Source organism: Gardnerella pickettii, assembly GCF_029226345.1.
Lineage (GTDB): Bacteria > Actinomycetota > Actinomycetes > Actinomycetales > Bifidobacteriaceae > Bifidobacterium > Bifidobacterium piotii.
Map to the genome: position 1 here is coordinate 472,197 of NZ_JAKNCU010000001.1, position 17,103 is coordinate 489,299.

General features: G+C 40.5%; 13 protein-coding genes. 8 read left to right on the forward strand and 5 right to left on the reverse strand.

Annotated features, from left to right (window positions below; translation table 11 throughout):
* Positions 1-2: 2 nt before the first annotated feature.
* The 3 genes from MAF46_RS01800 to MAF46_RS01810 all read right to left on the reverse strand — a co-directional run bounded on the left by MAF46_RS01800 (position 3) and on the right by MAF46_RS01810 (position 2,963).
* Positions 3-1,019 carry a DUF58 domain-containing protein gene (locus MAF46_RS01800; RefSeq protein WP_018639171.1) on the reverse strand — a complete coding sequence of 339 codons (1,017 nt, stop codon included), beginning with the start codon at positions 1,017-1,019 and terminating at the stop codon, positions 3-5.
* Positions 1,016-2,152, reverse strand: a complete 1,137-nt coding sequence (locus MAF46_RS01805; protein WP_004130726.1) for an AAA family ATPase — start codon at positions 2,150-2,152, stop codon at positions 1,016-1,018. Before MAF46_RS01805 ends, MAF46_RS01800 begins: the two co-directional genes overlap by 4 nt.
* A gap of 109 nt (positions 2,153-2,261) precedes the next feature.
* Entirely contained in the window at positions 2,262-2,963 is a 702-nt protein-coding gene (locus MAF46_RS01810) for a uracil-DNA glycosylase (protein WP_004130727.1), read from the reverse strand.
* Between the two features lie 133 nt (positions 2,964-3,096).
* On the opposite strand from MAF46_RS01810, the gene MAF46_RS01815 reads away from it, so the two are divergent.
* Positions 3,097-3,777, forward strand: coding sequence for a LytR C-terminal domain-containing protein (locus tag MAF46_RS01815; protein ID WP_004130728.1), 681 nt, complete (start codon positions 3,097-3,099; stop codon positions 3,775-3,777).
* Between the two features lie 323 nt (positions 3,778-4,100).
* Positions 4,101-5,726 (forward strand): chaperonin GroEL, encoded by a 1,626-nt coding sequence (gene groL / locus MAF46_RS01820; protein WP_004133211.1) that lies wholly within the window; start codon positions 4,101-4,103, stop codon positions 5,724-5,726.
* A gap of 114 nt (positions 5,727-5,840) precedes the next feature.
* On the opposite strand, the gene MAF46_RS01825 is transcribed toward groL, so the two are convergent.
* Positions 5,841-6,134, reverse strand: coding sequence for a WXG100 family type VII secretion target (locus MAF46_RS01825; RefSeq protein WP_004130730.1), 294 nt, complete (start codon positions 6,132-6,134; stop codon positions 5,841-5,843).
* A 162-nt stretch (positions 6,135-6,296) separates the two neighbouring features.
* On the opposite strand from MAF46_RS01825, the gene MAF46_RS01830 reads away from it, so the two are divergent.
* The 6 genes from MAF46_RS01830 (at position 6,297) to MAF46_RS01855 (ending at position 14,271) form a co-directional block, all read left to right on the forward strand.
* Positions 6,297-7,031 carry a hypothetical protein gene (locus MAF46_RS01830; RefSeq protein WP_060786002.1) on the forward strand — a complete coding sequence of 245 codons (735 nt, stop codon included), beginning with the start codon at positions 6,297-6,299 and terminating at the stop codon, positions 7,029-7,031.
* 60 nt (positions 7,032-7,091) lie between these two features.
* The gene (locus tag MAF46_RS01835; RefSeq protein ID WP_004130734.1) at positions 7,092-7,832 is read left to right on the forward strand and encodes a response regulator transcription factor; all 741 of its coding nucleotides are present in this window, start codon (positions 7,092-7,094) and stop codon (positions 7,830-7,832) included.
* A 2-nt stretch (positions 7,833-7,834) separates the two neighbouring features.
* Entirely contained in the window at positions 7,835-9,856 is a 2,022-nt protein-coding gene (locus MAF46_RS01840) for a sensor histidine kinase (protein ID WP_060786001.1), read from the forward strand.
* Positions 9,857-9,977: 121 nt separating this feature from the next.
* A complete protein-coding gene (locus MAF46_RS01845) occupies positions 9,978-10,367 on the forward strand; it encodes a cold-shock protein (RefSeq protein ID WP_004130738.1) in 390 nt (129 codons plus the stop codon).
* A gap of 18 nt (positions 10,368-10,385) precedes the next feature.
* Positions 10,386-11,591 (forward strand): DUF3027 domain-containing protein, encoded by a 1,206-nt coding sequence (locus MAF46_RS01850; protein WP_004130740.1) that lies wholly within the window; start codon positions 10,386-10,388, stop codon positions 11,589-11,591.
* 82 nt (positions 11,592-11,673) lie between these two features.
* On the forward strand, positions 11,674-14,271 hold the full coding sequence (locus tag MAF46_RS01855; RefSeq protein ID WP_004130742.1) for an ATP-dependent Clp protease ATP-binding subunit: 2,598 nt from the start codon (positions 11,674-11,676) through the stop codon (positions 14,269-14,271).
* Positions 14,272-14,346: 75 nt separating this feature from the next.
* Here the strand turns inward: MAF46_RS01855 and MAF46_RS01860 are convergent, their stop codons facing one another.
* Positions 14,347-17,103, reverse strand: coding sequence for a bifunctional lysylphosphatidylglycerol flippase/synthetase MprF (locus MAF46_RS01860; RefSeq protein WP_060786000.1), 2,757 nt, complete (start codon positions 17,101-17,103; stop codon positions 14,347-14,349).

Here is a 17,103-nt window from a genome sequence, read left to right on the forward strand (position 1 = left end):
AACTAATCCAAAAGTAAATCTTGATTCTTCTTAACATTAAAAACGCTATTTTGCAAAGTTGCGTTGCAAATAAATTTAGCTAAAGAATGGAATATTTGGTTGCTGGACGATCCTCGTATAAGGCAAGCCTTATAAGCGTTTAAGCAATCATGCAAAGCGTTGTTTACAAATGCTCTATGTGCTTTTACCTCTTTAGCGCATGAATCATCTATTAAAAACGCTGGTATTTTGCGCATAGTTGTTCCATCAACTATTGGAATATTTTTAGACGCACTAAATGGATTCACGGGATTTATTGTTACAACTATTAAAGAATGTAAACTTGCGATTTTTTGTAAATCATTAAAATGTTTTTGCAAAATAGCGTATTCATCCGTAATTATTACGATTAAACTGTGTTTTTGAGTAATCGAATTAGCAAAATCAATAATTGCATTTGTGCTTCTAGGATTTTTACGTGCGTTGCATAACGAAATATCTAAGCTACGTTCAAAATCAGGAAGATTCCTGCAAGATGGGATTCTTAAAATACTATCTCCATCAAATAAAGTGCAATCAAGCGAGTCATTGCGTTTTAAGCTTAAAGACGCAAAAAAGCATGCTGTGTTAGAAGCAGTCTCATATAAGTACTCATTGCTTTTAGATGCGCAAGAGGCATTCATGTTTAAGCTAGAATCCACAAGAATCCAAGTTTTAGAAGAAGATTCGCGCTGTCTAGAAGAAACCATTGGCTCGCCAACTTTTGCGCTGGCTTTCCAATTAATCATTCTCGCTTCGTCTCCAGGCTGCCACGCGTGAACGTCTACTAAGTCGCCATTGCCAAATTTTTGACTAGAAGGATGTTCTCCTTCGAAAATGCTTAAAGATTTTTTTGCAAGTGGCAAATTTAGGCGATTGTCTAACACTTCGATTTTTCTTCTAACTTTTTTAGCCGAATCGGAGCATAGCAAACTTCTTTTAGCATTATTAGCAAAAAAAGTTGGATGAGAATAAGAGTTAAGCAGTTTTGCAAAAATCATGGTGCAGGAACCGTCTTCACTATTGCATCAATAACTTGATCGCTAGTAATCGAATCTGCTAAAGCTTCAAAAGTCAAAAGAATTCTGTGTCTAAGAACTTCGTGAGCAAACTTTTTAACATCTTCTGGAATAACGTAATCTCTTCCAGAAAGCAAAGCTTGAGCTTGACCAATGCGAATCAAAGCAATAGAAGCTCTAGGGCTTGCTCCCATTCTAACTAGCGAAGAAATAGTTTTAAGAGGATGACTTCCTTGGCCTCTAGAAGTTGCAACAATATCTACAGCATATTTCATAACAGCTTCCGAAACATGCACTCGCTTAGCAGCTGCGCGCAAAAAAGTAACGTCTTGCAAACTTATTTTTTGACTATTAAGCGTTTGAGGATTAAAAACGTCGCTTCCTCTGTTTGTTAGAAGCTCCAACATGCTTACTTCTTCGCTAGGTGAAGGATAAGTCATAACTGCCTTAAGCATAAAACGATCCATTTGAGCTTCTGGAAGATTAAAAGTGCCTTCTTCTTCAATAGGATTTTGCGTAGCAATAACCATAAAAGGCTGAGGCAGATTAATGCGTTCTCCGCCGATTGTTGTTGCGCCTTCGGCCATTGCTTCTAGCATAGCGGATTGTGTTTTTGCGTTAGAACGATTGATTTCGTCTAGAAGAATCACGTTTGCGTGAATAGGGCCGATTTGTGTGGTAAATCTTTGAGAAGCAAAGTCAAAAACTTGTGTTCCAACTAAGTCTGCTGGCATTAAATCAGGAGTGCATTGAATTCGCTTAAAACTTCCAGACATAGCTGTTGCAAGAGTCTGCGCAGCAGTTGTTTTTGCAAGTCCTGGAACTGATTCAATAAGAATGTGGCCCCCAGCAATAAGCGTCAAAATAAGTGATTCTCTAAGTGAATCTTGGCCTACAAGCGTTTGCGTGAATCTGGAGCGAAGAATGGCAGCTATTTGCTGTGCTTTTTTAATGCTTTCGTTAGACACGCCTGCAGATATTGGCTGATTTACTTCGTCTATTGTGCTAGAAGCAACACCATTAGAAGCAGGTATGCGCGGTTGAGGTGGAAGAGAGAAAACACCAGTATTTTCGCTATTATTTTGACTATTTGGTTGTGGAGGGAATAATGCCATGCGTTTTATTTTAACCGATATGCGCTACCTTAGATGTTTTTAGTTTCTATTTTTGGCAAGTCTTTACTCGTTTTTCTATAAACTCCAGCTTGCTATGTGCTTTAGATTTCTATAAACTCCAGTCAATTGGTGTTGCGCCTAGAGATATTAATGCTTGATTTGCTCTAGAAAATGGCTTTGATCCAAAAAATCCTCTTGAAGCAGAAAGTGGGCTTGGATGAGGGGATTGAATAATTATTGCATTTGTAAGAAGAGGTGCTAGGCTTTGAGCGTTTCTGCCCCAAAGAATAGCCACAAGTGGAAGTGGTTTGCCATTAGCATCTTTACGATTATTTAATGCTGTTATTGCAGCATCTGTGATTTGTTCCCAGCCTTTTCCTTGATGACTATTAGCTTTTCCAGCTTCTACGCTAAGGCATCTGTTCAAAAGCATTACGCCTTGCTTAGTCCAAGGTGTTAAATCGCCATTTTTAGGCATTGGAACGTTTAAGTCGCTAACTAATTCTTTGTAAATATTAGTCAGACTTTTAGGCAACGGTTTAACACGAGCATCTACACAAAAACTAAGACCAACGGGGTGGCCTGGAGTAGGGTATGGGTCTTGGCCAACAATAAGAACTTTTATTTGATTAAATGGAATAGTAAAAGCTCTAAGAATATTATGACTTTCTGGCAAAAATCGCCTTCCGCATGCCATCTCTTCGCGCAAGAAGTCTCCCATTTTGTGGATTTGCGGTTCAACTGGCTCAAGAGCATTTGCCCAATCTGGGTCTATTAGTTCGTGCAAAGATTTTCTATTCTTAATATTCATGATTATCAACTCTAAAACAAGGGCGATAAATCCAAAATCAAATATAAAAATAAATAAATTTTTTACGCTTTGTGCGCGGCATTCGCTAATATGGATTCATATTGTTTAGATAGTTTTTAGAAGGGATGCAATTATGGCGCATAAGCAGAACGTGTCGTTTACGCCAGATGCTTTTGATAATCCACCAGAAGGCCCTGTTGGTGTTCATCGCGGAAATCGCGCTTGGTATGCTGTATTGCTCCCATATGTAGTAGTCGTAGTTATAGCTGTTATTTTAGGCGTTTTTGCGTGGGCTATTATGTCTGGAGAAATCAACAATATTCGTTTGCCTTGGAGTGCAAATCAGTCAACAACTGCTAAGTCTTCTAACGTTAAGAGCGGTAAGATTGATGAGCACAAGAGCAAGTCTGATAATGCTAATGACGATTCAGACGAAGATAGAGATCCAGTAAAAGAAGATAAGTCAAACAAAACAGATAAAAATGATAATAGCTCTAAGGATTCTAAAGACAATAATGCAAGCGACTCAAATTCTTCTGAACAACCTATTAACAAGACTGTTCCAGTAAGAGTTGTTAACGCAACAAAGATTCAGGGTCATGCGGCTCAAGAAGCAGCAAAGCTTAAGCAAGCAGGCTATGCAAGCGTAGAAGCTGCAAATCCTTCTGGAAACGTTCCTGCTGATTCCGTTGTTTGGTATAAGGGAGACGAGAATCGATCTGCTGCTGAAGATATTGCTAAGACGCTTGGAATTAGCAATGTTGAGCCTGCAAATCAAATAGCAACCACTATTGTTGTTGTTTTGTGCAAGTAAATGTGCAATTAGATTGCATGTGTGCGATTGCATATGTGCGAGTGCATTAAATAAGTGACGCAACAAGTGATGTAATAAATTTGATTAATAAATAAATACTTAAATAGTCAATTGAAAAACTACAATAAGTGGCTTTTTGATTGGCTATTTTTGATTTTATACTATAGATTTTTTCTATAGATTTTTGATTATAGTTGGCACTCGGGCATGTAGAGTGCTAATCTTCATTTAGCACTCAGTTTAACGGTTTAGTCAACAGCTGACGGTTGATTAGCTAAAAGAAGCATGAGTGAGTGTCCATAGTTAATTTATGTGGAGGAATAATGGCAAAGATTATTGCCTATGAAGAGGATGCCCGCCAGGGTATGCTTGCTGGTCTTGATAAGCTTGCAAATACAGTAAAGGTCACTCTTGGACCAAAGGGTCGTAACGTAGTTCTAGATAAGTCTTACGGCGCTCCAACAATCACTAATGATGGCGTTTCAATCGCTAAAGAGATTGACCTTGAAGACCCATACGAGCGTATTGGTGCTGAATTAGTTAAGGAAGTTGCTAAGAAGACTGATGACGTTGCAGGCGATGGAACTACAACCGCTACCGTTTTGGCTCAGTCTTTAGTTCACGAAGGCTTAAAGAATGTTGTTGCAGGAAGCAATCCAATTGCTCTTCGCCGCGGCATTGAAAAAGCTTCCGAAGCAATTGTTAAGGAATTGCTTGCGTCTGCTAAAGATGTTGAAACAAAGGATCAAATCGCTGCTACTGCTACGATTTCTGCTGCCGACCCAGAAGTTGGCGAAAAGATTGCAGAAGCTCTAGATAAGGTTGGTCAAGACGGCGTTGTTACTGTTGAAGACAACAACAAGTTTGGTCTTGATTTGGACTTTACAGAAGGCATGCGCTTTGATAAGGGTTACATTTCTCCTTACTTTGTAACTAACGCAGAAGATCAGACTGCTGTTTTGGAAGATCCATACATTTTGCTCACTTCTGGCAAGGTTTCTAGCCAGCAAGACATTGTTCATGTTGCAGAACTTGTTATGAAGTCTGGTAAGCCATTGCTTATTATTGCGGAAGATGTTGATGGCGAAGCTTTGCCAACTCTTGTTCTTAACAAGATTCGTGGCACTTTCAACACTGTAGCTGTTAAGGCTCCAGGCTTTGGCGATCGTCGCAAGGCAATGTTGCAAGATATGGCAATTTTGACTGGCGCTCAGGTTGTTTCTGACGACCTTGGCTTAAAGCTTGATTCTATCGATGCATCTGTGTTTGGTCATGCATCTAAGGTGATTGTTTCTAAGGATGAAACAACTATTGTTTCTGGTGCTGGCTCTAAGGAAGACGTTGAGGCTCGTGTTGCTCAGATTCGCGGCGAAATCGAAAATACCGATTCCGATTACGATCGCGAAAAGCTTCAGGAGCGTCTTGCAAAGCTTGCTGGTGGAGTTGCCGTTATTAAGGTTGGCGCTGCTACAGAAGTAGAAGCCAAGGAGCGCAAGCATCGCATTGAAGATGCAGTGCGTAACGCTAAGGCTGCAATCGAAGAGGGCTTGCTCCCAGGTGGTGGCGTTGCTCTTGTTCAAGCTGCTGCAAAGGTTGAGAAGTCTGCCGAAGTCGCAAATCTTAAGGGCGAAGAAGCTACTGGCGCTGCAATCGTGTTCCGCGCTGTAGAAGCTCCAATCAAGCAGATTGCTCAAAATAGCGGTGTTTCTGGAGATGTTGTTCTTAACAAGGTTCGCGAGCTTCCAGAAGGCCAAGGCTTTAACGCTGCAACCAACGCTTACGAAGATTTGATGGCTGCTGGCGTTACCGACCCAGTTAAGGTAACTCGTTCTGCTCTACAGAATGCTGCTTCTATTGCTGGTTTGTTCTTAACAACCGAAGCTGTTGTTGCAAATAAGCCAGAAAAGCCAGCTGCAGCTCCTGCAGGCGGCGCAGAGATGGGCTACTAAATTAAATTAACTCTTTGATTGAGTCTGTTTAGTTATCAATACATGAGCGGTAAAGTTTTGACTTTGCCGCTCATGTTTGTTTTTGTTTTTGTTTTTGTGATTTGTGACTTTTGTTTAGTTCATTGCAAACAAGGAAGTTGCTTGTGCTTCTGTATCCATGTAAATGTTAGAAACATTTTGCATTGCTAATTGAATTGCCTCTAGAGATTGCTCCATTTGTTGGTGTGCTGCACGCCATTGCCCAGCGGTTGTTGCAAACTGAGTTGCAGCAGGGCCAGTCCACACGCTTTGTAATTGCTGTAGATTTGCGTACATTCCATTTGTTGCATCTCGAATCGCATTAATCGAAGATCCGACTGCTGCGGCAGATTGCTGAATTTGCTCTGAGTCTACTCTAAATTGTGACATTTTTTACTCCTTAATGTTTGTAAATGTATGCGTTTTTCTATGTTTTTTTTTTATTTCCGTGTTCTCTAATGCTTGTATAGAATGTGCTTGTACAGAAAGATGCGTCTAAAACTCAATTTTGCTATTGTTTCTTGTAATCTAAAAACACGGTATTATGAATATATGCCATTAAGCGATTATGACAAAGATTTTTTTACTAATGTGGTTAAAGGCTTATGCGCACTTATAGTTCTTGCGTTTTTAAGCCAAATTGCTTTATTTGCAAGCATTGCTTTTGCGGAAGATGAATCAAAAAATGGTGATCTAGCAAATAAAAGTTCTAATAATTATGGCATTGTTGCTACTGATTCAATTACAGATACGGAAAATCTTCTAGGGGATTCCGTTGCAAAAGTTTCCGATATGATTACTAGTACAAAAAAGCAAACTGGAGTGTCTGTGCGCCTTCTTTATTTAGCGAATTTTAGCGGTAGTAAAGACCCATCAAAGTGGGCTAGCGATTTATTGACAAGCACGAATCCAGCTCCAAACACTGTTCTTTTAGCAATTGCTACTCATGATGGAAGGCTTGTTGTTGCAGTTTCGCCTAATTCCGATGAATGGCTTAAAAGAAAAACAACGGTTGACTTATTGTCGGATGCAGCTTACAGGCCATTAGTTAACGCGCAAGGTGCTGACTGGGCTAAGTCTGCGATTTTGCTTATGAAGCAGATTTCTAGAGCTAAAAAAACAGCGGTTACGCCTTCAACAAGTATTATTGCAACTATTGTTATGATTGTTGTGATTGCAGCATTGTTTGTAATTGTTGCGATTGTACTTTATAGAAGAAATTATGTGCTAAAGCAAGTTAAACTAGGATTTAGAAAAGCTAAGCGTAGGCACGCATCGCATAAATAAAATTATTTTTTCCAGGAAACACTCAGGAAACATTCAGCTTTATAAGTGATGCTAAACAGTATGGGTAAGAATGTAGAAGCATCTATTGTTGTGGTCGATGACGAACCTTCAATTCGTGAACTTTTGGTTGCATCGTTGCACTTTGCTGGATTTGACGTAGAAACCGCTGCCTCTGGATCGGAAGCAATCGAGGTTATAGAGCGCGTTCATCCAGATCTTATTGTTATGGACGTTATGTTGCCAGATATAGACGGTTTTACCGTTACAAGGCGAATCCGCCAAAATGGTGTAGTAGTGCCAGTACTGTTTCTTACAGCTAGAGATGATACTCAAGATAAGATTATGGGTTTAACAGTTGGTGGAGATGACTACGTTACAAAACCTTTTAGCCTAGAAGAAGTAGTTGCTAGAATTCGTGCGATTTTGCGCAGAACTCAAGAGCCAGAAGAAGACACCCCTGTTGTGCGCGTTGCAGATTTAGAGATTAATGAGGACTCGCACGATGTTTCTAGAGCTGGAGTTCCAATCGAGCTAAGTCCTACGGAATACAAGCTTTTGCATTACTTAATGGATAACGAAGGCAGAGTGTTGTCTAAAAGTCAGATTCTTAATCACGTTTGGCAATACGATTGGGGTGGAGACGCAGCAATCGTTGAATCCTATATTTCTTATCTTAGAAAGAAAATCGACGGTATTGAGATTAAGAATGACGATGGCTCTATAGAGAAAGTTGTTCCACTTATTGAAACTAAGCGTGGAATTGGTTACATGATTCGCGTACCAAAGGCGGGTCAAGCCTGATTATGAATAGTGGCAAGTCTGCGGAAGTCGCTATTTATAATCCAGAAGTTGCTAATGCAAATGCGGATTATAAAAGCAAAAACAATAATCCTAATAAAAAGCATAAAGCAGCAAAATGGATACGTAAACATCTAGATGCAATACCGTTAAGCACTCGATTAGTGGCATGTACGCTTGTAGTTTTAACTATTGCAGCATTTTGCATATCATTGTCGATTAGGCAATTAGTTGGAAGCTATTTGCTAGATAAAACCGATGCTCAGTTGGCAGATCAAGCCCAGCTTATTTACGACAATATTGATTTGCTTAGAAAAAAGGATTCAAAAGATCCAACTGTTGGTCCAAATGACTATTTCTTGCAAATTCGAGACACTAATAACAAAATTATTACAACGCCTTTGGTTCCTCCGCTTAAAGGAGACGTTGTTTCTATGCCAACGCTGCCAGAAGATGGAGAAATCAACAGCATTGTTATAAAAAGAAAGCCGTTTACATCTCCTGCTGTTGTTCATGGCGACCTTAAAAGCGTTGATGAAGCAACTGCAAAGGTTGCTCAGTCGCCGTGGCGCGTACTAGTTCTTACATGGGGTAATCGCAGTGGTTACAACTCCGAAATGCGCGTTAGAGGTTACGTTTATATAGCGCTTTCTCTAAGCGACCAAATGGATACTCTAAATACTCTTACGCGCTATTGTTTAATGGTTAGTATAACTGTTATTTTGCTTGGTGCAGTTTTGTCTGCTTTGATTATTCAATCAACTCTTGTTCCGCTAAAAAGAATAGAAAAAACAGCTTCTAAAATTGCTTCTGGAGATTTAAGCAGACGAGTTCCATCTGCTCCAGAAAACACGGAAGTTGGGTCTTTGGCAGCAAGCTTAAATTCAATGCTTTCTAGAATTGAGCAAGGCTTTAACGATCAAGAAGCAATGACAGAAAAAATGAAACGTTTTGTTTCGGATGCAAGTCACGAGCTTAGAACGCCACTAGCTGCGATTCACGGTTATGCAGAATTGTATTACATGTGGAGAGGCGTTGCTGGTCAGCAAGATAAGGCAGATGATTCAATTGCTCACATTAAGGCTTCTAGCGAAAGAATGACGGAGCTTGTTGAAGATTTGCTTTCGCTAGCGCGATTTGATGAGGGGCGAGGAATCAATGTTTCTCAAACTGTTAATGTAACTCCAATTCTTAAAGATGCTGCTAATGATTTGCGCGCGCTTGATCAAGTTAGAGTTGTGCAGCAAGGAACATTGTATTTAGCAGACGACTTAAAGCTAATGGATTGCTCTAAGCCTACAAATTGTAATCTTGATAGAAAGTTTATTTTTACTCCGGGCTCGCTTCCTAACGTTACTATAAAAGGCGATGGAGCAAGGTTGCGTCAAGTTCTTACTAATATTGTTGGCAACATTCATCGTTATACTCCAAGTGATTCTCCTGTAGAAATCGGAATGGGAATTTTTAAAGCTTCGATTACTCCAGAAGCTTTGCAAAAAATGAGCTCTGTTTCTAAGTCTCTTAAGGACTTTTTGGAAGCTGCAGAAGTTAGCCAATCAACAGGTGCTGGCAGTTCTTATGTTGTTATAAGGGTTGTTGATCACGGCCCTGGAGTTCCAGAAGAATCGCTGCCTCATATTTTTGAGCGTTTCTATATTGCTGATCCTTCTAGAGCCAGGGAAAAGGGCGGTACAGGCTTGGGCATGTCTATTGCGCAATCTGTTGTTAAAGCTCATCGCGGTTTGATTTGCGCAACAACGTCTTGTGCGTATAGAACTAGCCAAGATGATTTTGCTACAGATATTTCTGCAGACATAACAATGAATGGAGATGAATCTTTGGATTCTAAGCCTCACGGTTTAACTCTTACAGTTGTGTTGCCAAAAGTTATTATTGACGATAATAGTGATAATAACGATAATAACGATAATAACGATAATGCGAGCAAAGAAAGTAATGTAGATAAATCGAATAAAATGCTTACAAGTGGCTCTATTAGTGATGTTGAAAACAAGAAGATTGCTTAGATTATTTAGGTTGTTCTAGATTCATGCGCTACAATTAAAAAAGTGTGAATCTGTAGAGTTATATGGATGTAGTAGAATTGATGATTCGCATAAAGTTTAGTGAATTTGAGTGAGGTGTGTTATGCCCAACGGGCGCGTTCGTTGGTATGATTCCCAAAAGGGATATGGCTTTATAGTGGATGAAGACGGTAAAGATGTATTTTTGCCTTCTTCTGCGTTGCCATCGTCAATAAAAGAATTGCGTAAAGGTACGCGTGTGGAATTTTCTGTTGTAGAAGGACGCAAAGGCCCGCAAGCAATGGGACTTACACTCGTAGCTTCTGCTCCTTCGCTTGTAAAGGCTACAAGGCCAAAAGCAGAAGATATGGCTGCAATCGTAGAAGACCTTATTAAGCTTTTGGACTCTGCTGGCAACGGCTTGCGTAGACGCCATTATCCATCTAATGCAGAATCTAAAAAGCTCGCGCACTTGTTGCGTGCTGTGGCAGATAATTTTGACGTACAAGATTAATAGTTAACAGGATTTTTTATGGAAGATGAAGTAATAAATCCGCAGGAGCTTGCTTATGAAGTTGCTGTGGAAACTTCGGAGCGCAAAAACGCTGTAGGCGATTTTGTAGGCAAAATGGATCTTGGTAGCAATGTTACTGATTTCCGTTTTGCTTGCACTATGCTTGGCTATGAAGGCTGGCAATGGTCGGTAACGCTGTATCATGATGAAGATGCTGGTCGTTGGACTGTTAATGAATCTAGTCTTGCTCCAACTGAAGATTCATTACTTCCTCCTCCTTGGGTTCCTTGGAAAGATAGACTTAGGCCTACGGATCTTTCGGTTATGGATTCAATCGGCACTGCAGAAGATGACTCCAGGCTTGAAGATGGAGTTAAGCTTGATGGTATTCAAGAAAATAATGCATCTGAAGATGGTTCGCAATGCGCTAAAGATAGTGAAAACACTAATAACGATGCAAATAGCGAAAATAGCGAAAATAGCGCGGATAGTTCAGATAGTTCGGATAGCAAAAGCGCATATAATACAGATAACGCAAGTGCAGAAGATGATGAAAATCTTGAAAATGGGGAGTCAAAAGAAGATTTTGAAGATGCTGTTGAAACTTTCCGCTTAACTCGAAAAAGAGTTATGACTGCTCAGGCTATAGCTCAAACTGCAAAAAGATGGTATGCGGGTCAACATGGGCCAAAGTCGCTTTCTACTAAGATTGCAGATGGAAAAGCTTGCTCGTCATGTGGATTTATGATTCCTCTTGCGGGAAGTCTTGGAAACATGTTTGGAGTTTGCGCAAATATGTGGAGCCCAGACGATGGGCGAGTAGTTGCGCTTGATCATGGATGCGGAGAACATTCCGAAATAGCGCCTCCTGAGCCATCGCAGCTTTGGGTTCAATCAGAGCCTGCTTATGACGATTATCACATTGAGATTGTTCCTCAAACGCCTAGAGAAGAACGTGCAGATGTTGAGCTTATAGAAGAAGCGATTGAAGATAGCAAAGAAAATCGCAAGTCAAGGCGTAAGCGCGTTTTGGATGAAAATAATCAAGATAGTAAAGAGCATGATGACGATGGTTTGCGCAATGAGGGTGAAGATATTGCAAATAATAATAGTGGTTTGCAATATGAAGATGTTGCAGAATCAAAAAGCAGTGCACAAATCGTAGATAATGCAGAATCTGAAGATAATTTTGACTCAAATAATAATCCGCAACCAAACGATTAGTCCCACGGATTCTATAGAGAGCATTGCTCTAGAGTCATGGCAACTCGTTACCATGGAACAAGGATAAAAACGGAAGGCAATTATGTTTGAACGGTTTACTGACCGCGCTCGGCGTGTTATTGTGCTAGCGCAAGAAGAAGCGCGCGCTCTTCAGCATAACTACATTGGTACGGAGCATATTCTTTTAGGCCTTATTAGAGAAGGCGAAGGAATAGCAGCGAAAGCTTTGAGCGCAAAAGGCGTAGATTTAGACGGTACTCGCAAACAAGTAAAAGAGATGATTGGCACGGGCACTGTTTCGCCTAATGGCCACATACCTTTTACTCCGCATGCTAAGCAGGTGCTTGAGCTTAGTTTGCGTGAAGCTTTGCAACTTGGTCATAGTTATATTGGTACTGAGCATATTCTTTTAGGCCTTATTAGAGAAGGCGAAGGCGTTGGAACGCAAGTGCTTATTAAAATGGAGGTTGATTTAGGAGATCTTCGTAGCACGGCAATGGATTTGATTCGTGGCAATTCTGGCATTCCAGCAGACAGTCAAGGTGCCGATCTTGCAAATGCTGGTGGAGTTCAAGATAAACGCAATCAGTCTGGTTCTGCTCTTTTAGATCAGTTTGGAAGAAATCTTACTAACGAAGCTCAACAAGGCAAGCTTGACCCTGTTATTGGACGCTCTAAAGAAATTGAGCGTGTTATGGTTGTGCTTTCTCGTAGAACAAAGAATAATCCTGTTCTTATTGGCGAGCCAGGCGTTGGTAAAACAGCTGTTGTAGAAGGTCTTGCACAAAAGATTGTTGCTGGAGATGTTCCAGAAACTTTAAAGGGTAAGCAAGTTTATTCTCTTGATCTTGGCTCAATGGTTGCAGGCTCTCGTTACCGTGGCGATTTTGAAGAGCGCTTAAAGAAGGTGCTTAAAGAGATTAAGACTCGCGGAGATATTGTTCTATTTATTGACGAGATTCACACTATTGTTGGCGCGGGTGCTGCTGATGGCGCTTTGGGCGCTTCAGATATGCTTAAGCCTATGCTTGCGCGCGGCGAGATGCAAACGATTGGCGCTACAACTACAGATGAATATAGAAAGTATATTGAAAAGGATGCGGCTTTGGAACGCAGATTCCAGCCAATTCAGGTTCAAGAGCCTTCTATTGCAGAGACAATTGAAATTCTAAAGGGCTTGCGCGCGCGTTACGAGAATCATCATCATGTAACCATTACGGATGGTGCTTTGCAATCTGCAGCAGAAATGTCTGCTCGATACATTCAAGATCGCAATTTGCCAGATAAGGCGATTGACTTGATTGACGAAGCTGGTGCTCGATTGCGAATTAAGCGCTTAACAGAGCCTTCAGAGCTTAAAGAACTTGATTCTAAGATTTCTAAGCTTTCCGATAAAAAAGACGAAGCTATTAAGAATCAAGATTTTGAAAAAGCTGCCGACTTGCGAGATGAGCAAGAGAAGCTTGAAGAAGACCGTAAGATTAAAGAGCAAGCTTGGCGCGAAGGCGAATCCAATGTGAATATGGTTGTAGACGAAGATGTGATTGCATCTGTTGTTTCTAATACAACTGGTATTCCTGTTGTTAAGCTCACGCAAGCAGAGTCTAAAAAGCTGCTTGGCATGGAAGCAGAACTGCATAAGCGCATTATTGGTCAAGATGAGGCTGTTTGTGCGCTTTCTCGCTCGATTCGTCGTGCTCGAGTGGGCTTGAAGGATCCAAAGCGTCCTGCTGGCTCGTTTATTTTTGCTGGCCCTACTGGTGTTGGTAAAACTGAGCTTGCTAAGACTTTGGCTCAGTTCTTGTTTGACGACGACGATGCGCTTATTCGCGTAGATATGTCGGAGTTTGCAGAAAAGTATGCAGCTTCGCGTCTTTTTGGTGCTCCTCCAGGCTATGTTGGCTACGAGGAAGGTGGCGAGCTTACGGAGAAGGTTCGTAGAAAGCCATTCTCTGTGGTTTTGTTCGACGAGATTGAGAAGGCGCATCCAGATATTTTCAACACGTTGTTGCAAGTTTTGGATGATGGCCACTTAACAGATGGTCAAGGCCGAAAAGTTGATTTTAAGAACACTATTATTATCTTGACTACGAATCTTGGTACTCGAGATATTGCTAAGGCAGCAAACACAGGATTTAGCCTTGGTAATAACGCGGATGCTTCTTATCAGCGTATGAAGGATCAAGTTAATTCCGAGCTTAAGCGTCAATTCCGCCCAGAGTTCCTTAACCGTTTAGACGATACTATTGTGTTCCGTCAGCTTACTGAGCCAGAGGTTCGTCAAATTGTTGACTTAGATGTTAAGCGTTTGAACGACCGCTTGTTTGAGCGTCATATGGCTTTGGAGCTTACAGATGAAGCTAAGAATCTTCTTGCGCAGAAGGGCTTTGACCCGCTTCTTGGAGCAAGGCCATTGCGTAGAGTTATTCAGCGAGACATCGAGGATGCTATTAGCGAGAAGATTCTGCTTGGCGATTTAACAGACGGCGAGTGCGTTGAGGTGGATGCCGAAGGCGAAGGGTTGCTTGGAGAATTTATTTTCCGCGGTAAGAAGTTTGATTCCGCATGCAGCGACTCTAAGTCGGCAGAATCCACTGATTCCAGCGATTCTTCTGAATCAACTGAGTCAGCTAAATTAGCTGACTCTGATTCCGCTTCTAAAGTCGAATCGGAGTCTTAGTTGTACAATTAAGATTTCTATTAAAATCTCTTAATAAACTTAATCTCCGTTAATATGCAAGCTACAGCACGCAAATTAACGGAGATTTTTTTGATTTGCGTCTTTCTTAAGTGTTTTTAGCATTTCTAAAATTTGCTTAGGATTAGTTTCTGGCAAATAGGAGCTTGTAACAGCTAGCGATATTTGCGCGAGCTTTGCAGAATCCAAATAGCATATGTACACAGGACTATTGGTTGGTTGGAACTTTTTCTTAAAGAAGTACAACGACTTAAATCCGTATGCTGGTTCCAAAATGTCGGACATCATCTCTAGAGCATGAACAATAATCTCGTTGGACTCATGGTGATTTACGTCATTTTGTGCATGTTCTACGCCATCATTATCATTATTTCCTATATCGTCCTTGTTATTAACAGTGTTCGCTTCATTTTGCAAAGAAGTTGAAGTACTAGAATCGTTTGAGTCGCAAATATCTGTTATTCCAGCAAGAGGAGCAGCAGAAAGACTCATAAATTCCACAGCAGATTCTGGATTCTCAAGTCCTTCATCTCTTAAGCGTTCCGCCATTCTTGCAATAAGCAATTCCATAATTCCATTAGGACTATCCGTACGGTGCCTCATAAAATCAAGAGTCCACCCTATTACGCGATTGTTGCTATAAGTAGGCATCCAGCTCGTAACGCCAAGAACCTTGCCGTTATTGTCAATTGCATACAAAATTTTTACTCGAGGATCGTGCAATTCTTCTAATCCGCCAAGAGTAAACTTCATCTCTGGAAGAGATTTAAGCTCTGCCCACTCTTCCGAAATCTCAATAATCTGTTGTTGAATTTCCCACGGAGCATCGTTGTATGTGCTAAGAACATCTGTTATTCCATCGCGTTTTGCTTTGTTTATAGCGGTACGAATATCTTGCCACTTTTTGCCACGAGTTTGCCACTCTTTAGGGTAAACAAGCATATCGCTTCCAACTTTAATAGACATAAAACCAAGAGATTCTAGGTTTTTGCGGTCTTCCTCATGCACAGCATAGAAAGCTGGAGACCAAGAGTTTTGCTCGCAAAGTTGAATAAACGCTTTCAAATCATTCTTATATTCTGTTTTATCTCCAAAAGGCCCTGTTAATGTTAAAGCAATTCCATACTTAAGCCTATATGCTATTGCGGAGCGTTCCGTGTTGGAGAACCAATAGTGATTGTCTGGCCAAGTAGTCATAAAGCTCATTGTGTCTCCGCCAAAATGAACTAATTGACTTGCTTTTTTACGATCTTCTTCGTTAATAGTAACTTTGTTCTTAAACCACATAAGGCAAACAACAAAAAGAACAATCCAAAGAAGAACTCCAACGCATTGAGTAATAGCAGAAGCAAGTGGAGTTAATGGCATAAGCATTGCGTTAGATCTTGTTCCAAATCCCATAGGCATCCAACGTCCTGGAAGGTCACGGAGTAAATGATGCAAGTCTGCTGCAGGCTTAAACTCATTTGGAGCAATTAATCCAAAGCAAACATATCCTATTCCAGTAGAAAATAGTGCAAGAACAATTGCAACTAAGCCAATTCTGCGTTCAAACTTATCGCTATGATTTGGAAAATGCTTTATGTTTATAAACAATAGTATTGCGATTAATAGTGGAGGCAGAGCAGTGAGCATAAACGCTATAGAAGTTGCATTATTCTTGTGGAAAATCATAGCTTGCTTAGCTGCGATTAATGGCAAAATCGCAAAATACATAGTTGCATAAACTGCAGTAAGTCCATTAATTGTTATAGCTGCATAAGCTGCAAGCCTTCTTCCGCGTAAAAGCCCCCAAGCTATAATCATTAAAGTAACAATAGGCAAAAGAATACGAATCCAAAGACCGCCAATTGTTGCGTGTTGCAATCCAGAATGAAGCAAACAGCTGCTAGAACTATAATTCGATATGCATCTTGCAAGCCAAGGTTTTGTGCCCATTTGTGGAGACATAAACAAGCCAAGAGTTGTTAGTATTCCAGCGTGAGATCTTGAAGACAATGCAAGAACAGGGCCTAACGCCATAATAAGTTGCGCTATTGAAAAAAGACGCCTAATTTCGTAGTCTGTTCCATGCCACCAGCTTGCGCTTTTAGCAGTATTAGTTTTGTTGTTCTTGTTCATTGCATTGCCAATAATATGGCCACAAATCGCTGCAAAAATCGTGCAATAATCCCCAGGATTTCCACTATAAAGAAGCATTGCAGACGTTATTGAATAGCCTAAAACAAGCATTCGTCTACGCCACAAGATTGATTCGCATGTTGCTGCAGACATAAACGCGCCAACAAAAAGAGTAAAAGGCGAAAGTCTAATTGGTATTCTAGTAATCCAATGCATATTGCGAATAATCGCAGAAAGATTGCCAACTAGTGTTAGTCCTAGCAAAGTTCCAATAAGCGTGCTAGATACAGAAACAAAAAGCAAACGCATTTTTCCAATTCTTGTTTCTGCTAATCCGATTAAAACCAAAGAAAGAATAGCGTTAACAGCTAAAGACGGAAAACTGTTTACAAGGAAAAGCGAGTGGAACAGTTTAAGCAAAAGTTGAGGAACGTTTCTATGACCAAAAAGGAATGGGGAGCCAATTTTTGGCTTATGGTACGAGAAAAACTGTGCAAGAGTAGCGTTTGTACCGTAAGTGTAAATGTGCATTACGGTACGGAAAATCCAATGTAAAAGGTTTATAAGCAAAAATACAAGAGTGATTTTTACTGCAAGAACTCGCTGAGACAGCCAGATTCTAACATCATTACTTAGTATAGATAAATGATGTTTTGCTGTTGACTTGTGATTTTTTGATAAAAAGTTTGGCAT

Coding starts and splice junctions, on each gene's coding strand:
- MAF46_RS01855 (WP_004130742.1), top strand. CDS start 11,674: ATGTTTGAACGGTTTACTGACCGCGCTCGGCGTGTTATTGTGCTAGCG.
- MAF46_RS01815 (WP_004130728.1), top strand. CDS start 3,097: ATGGCGCATAAGCAGAACGTGTCGTTTACGCCAGATGCTTTTGATAAT.
- MAF46_RS01845 (WP_004130738.1), top strand. CDS start 9,978: ATGCCCAACGGGCGCGTTCGTTGGTATGATTCCCAAAAGGGATATGGC.
- MAF46_RS01805 (WP_004130726.1), bottom strand. CDS start 2,152: ATGGCATTATTCCCTCCACAACCAAATAGTCAAAATAATAGCGAAAAT.
- MAF46_RS01835 (WP_004130734.1), top strand. CDS start 7,092: ATGGGTAAGAATGTAGAAGCATCTATTGTTGTGGTCGATGACGAACCT.
- MAF46_RS01850 (WP_004130740.1), top strand. CDS start 10,386: ATGGAAGATGAAGTAATAAATCCGCAGGAGCTTGCTTATGAAGTTGCT.
- MAF46_RS01825 (WP_004130730.1), bottom strand. CDS start 6,134: ATGTCACAATTTAGAGTAGACTCAGAGCAAATTCAGCAATCTGCCGCA.
- MAF46_RS01830 (WP_060786002.1), top strand. CDS start 6,297: ATGCCATTAAGCGATTATGACAAAGATTTTTTTACTAATGTGGTTAAA.
- groL (WP_004133211.1), top strand. CDS start 4,101: ATGGCAAAGATTATTGCCTATGAAGAGGATGCCCGCCAGGGTATGCTT.
- MAF46_RS01840 (WP_060786001.1), top strand. CDS start 7,835: ATGAATAGTGGCAAGTCTGCGGAAGTCGCTATTTATAATCCAGAAGTT.
- MAF46_RS01860 (WP_060786000.1), bottom strand. CDS start 17,103: ATGCCAAACTTTTTATCAAAAAATCACAAGTCAACAGCAAAACATCAT.
- MAF46_RS01800 (WP_018639171.1), bottom strand. CDS start 1,019: ATGATTTTTGCAAAACTGCTTAACTCTTATTCTCATCCAACTTTTTTT.
- MAF46_RS01810 (WP_004130727.1), bottom strand. CDS start 2,963: ATGAATATTAAGAATAGAAAATCTTTGCACGAACTAATAGACCCAGAT.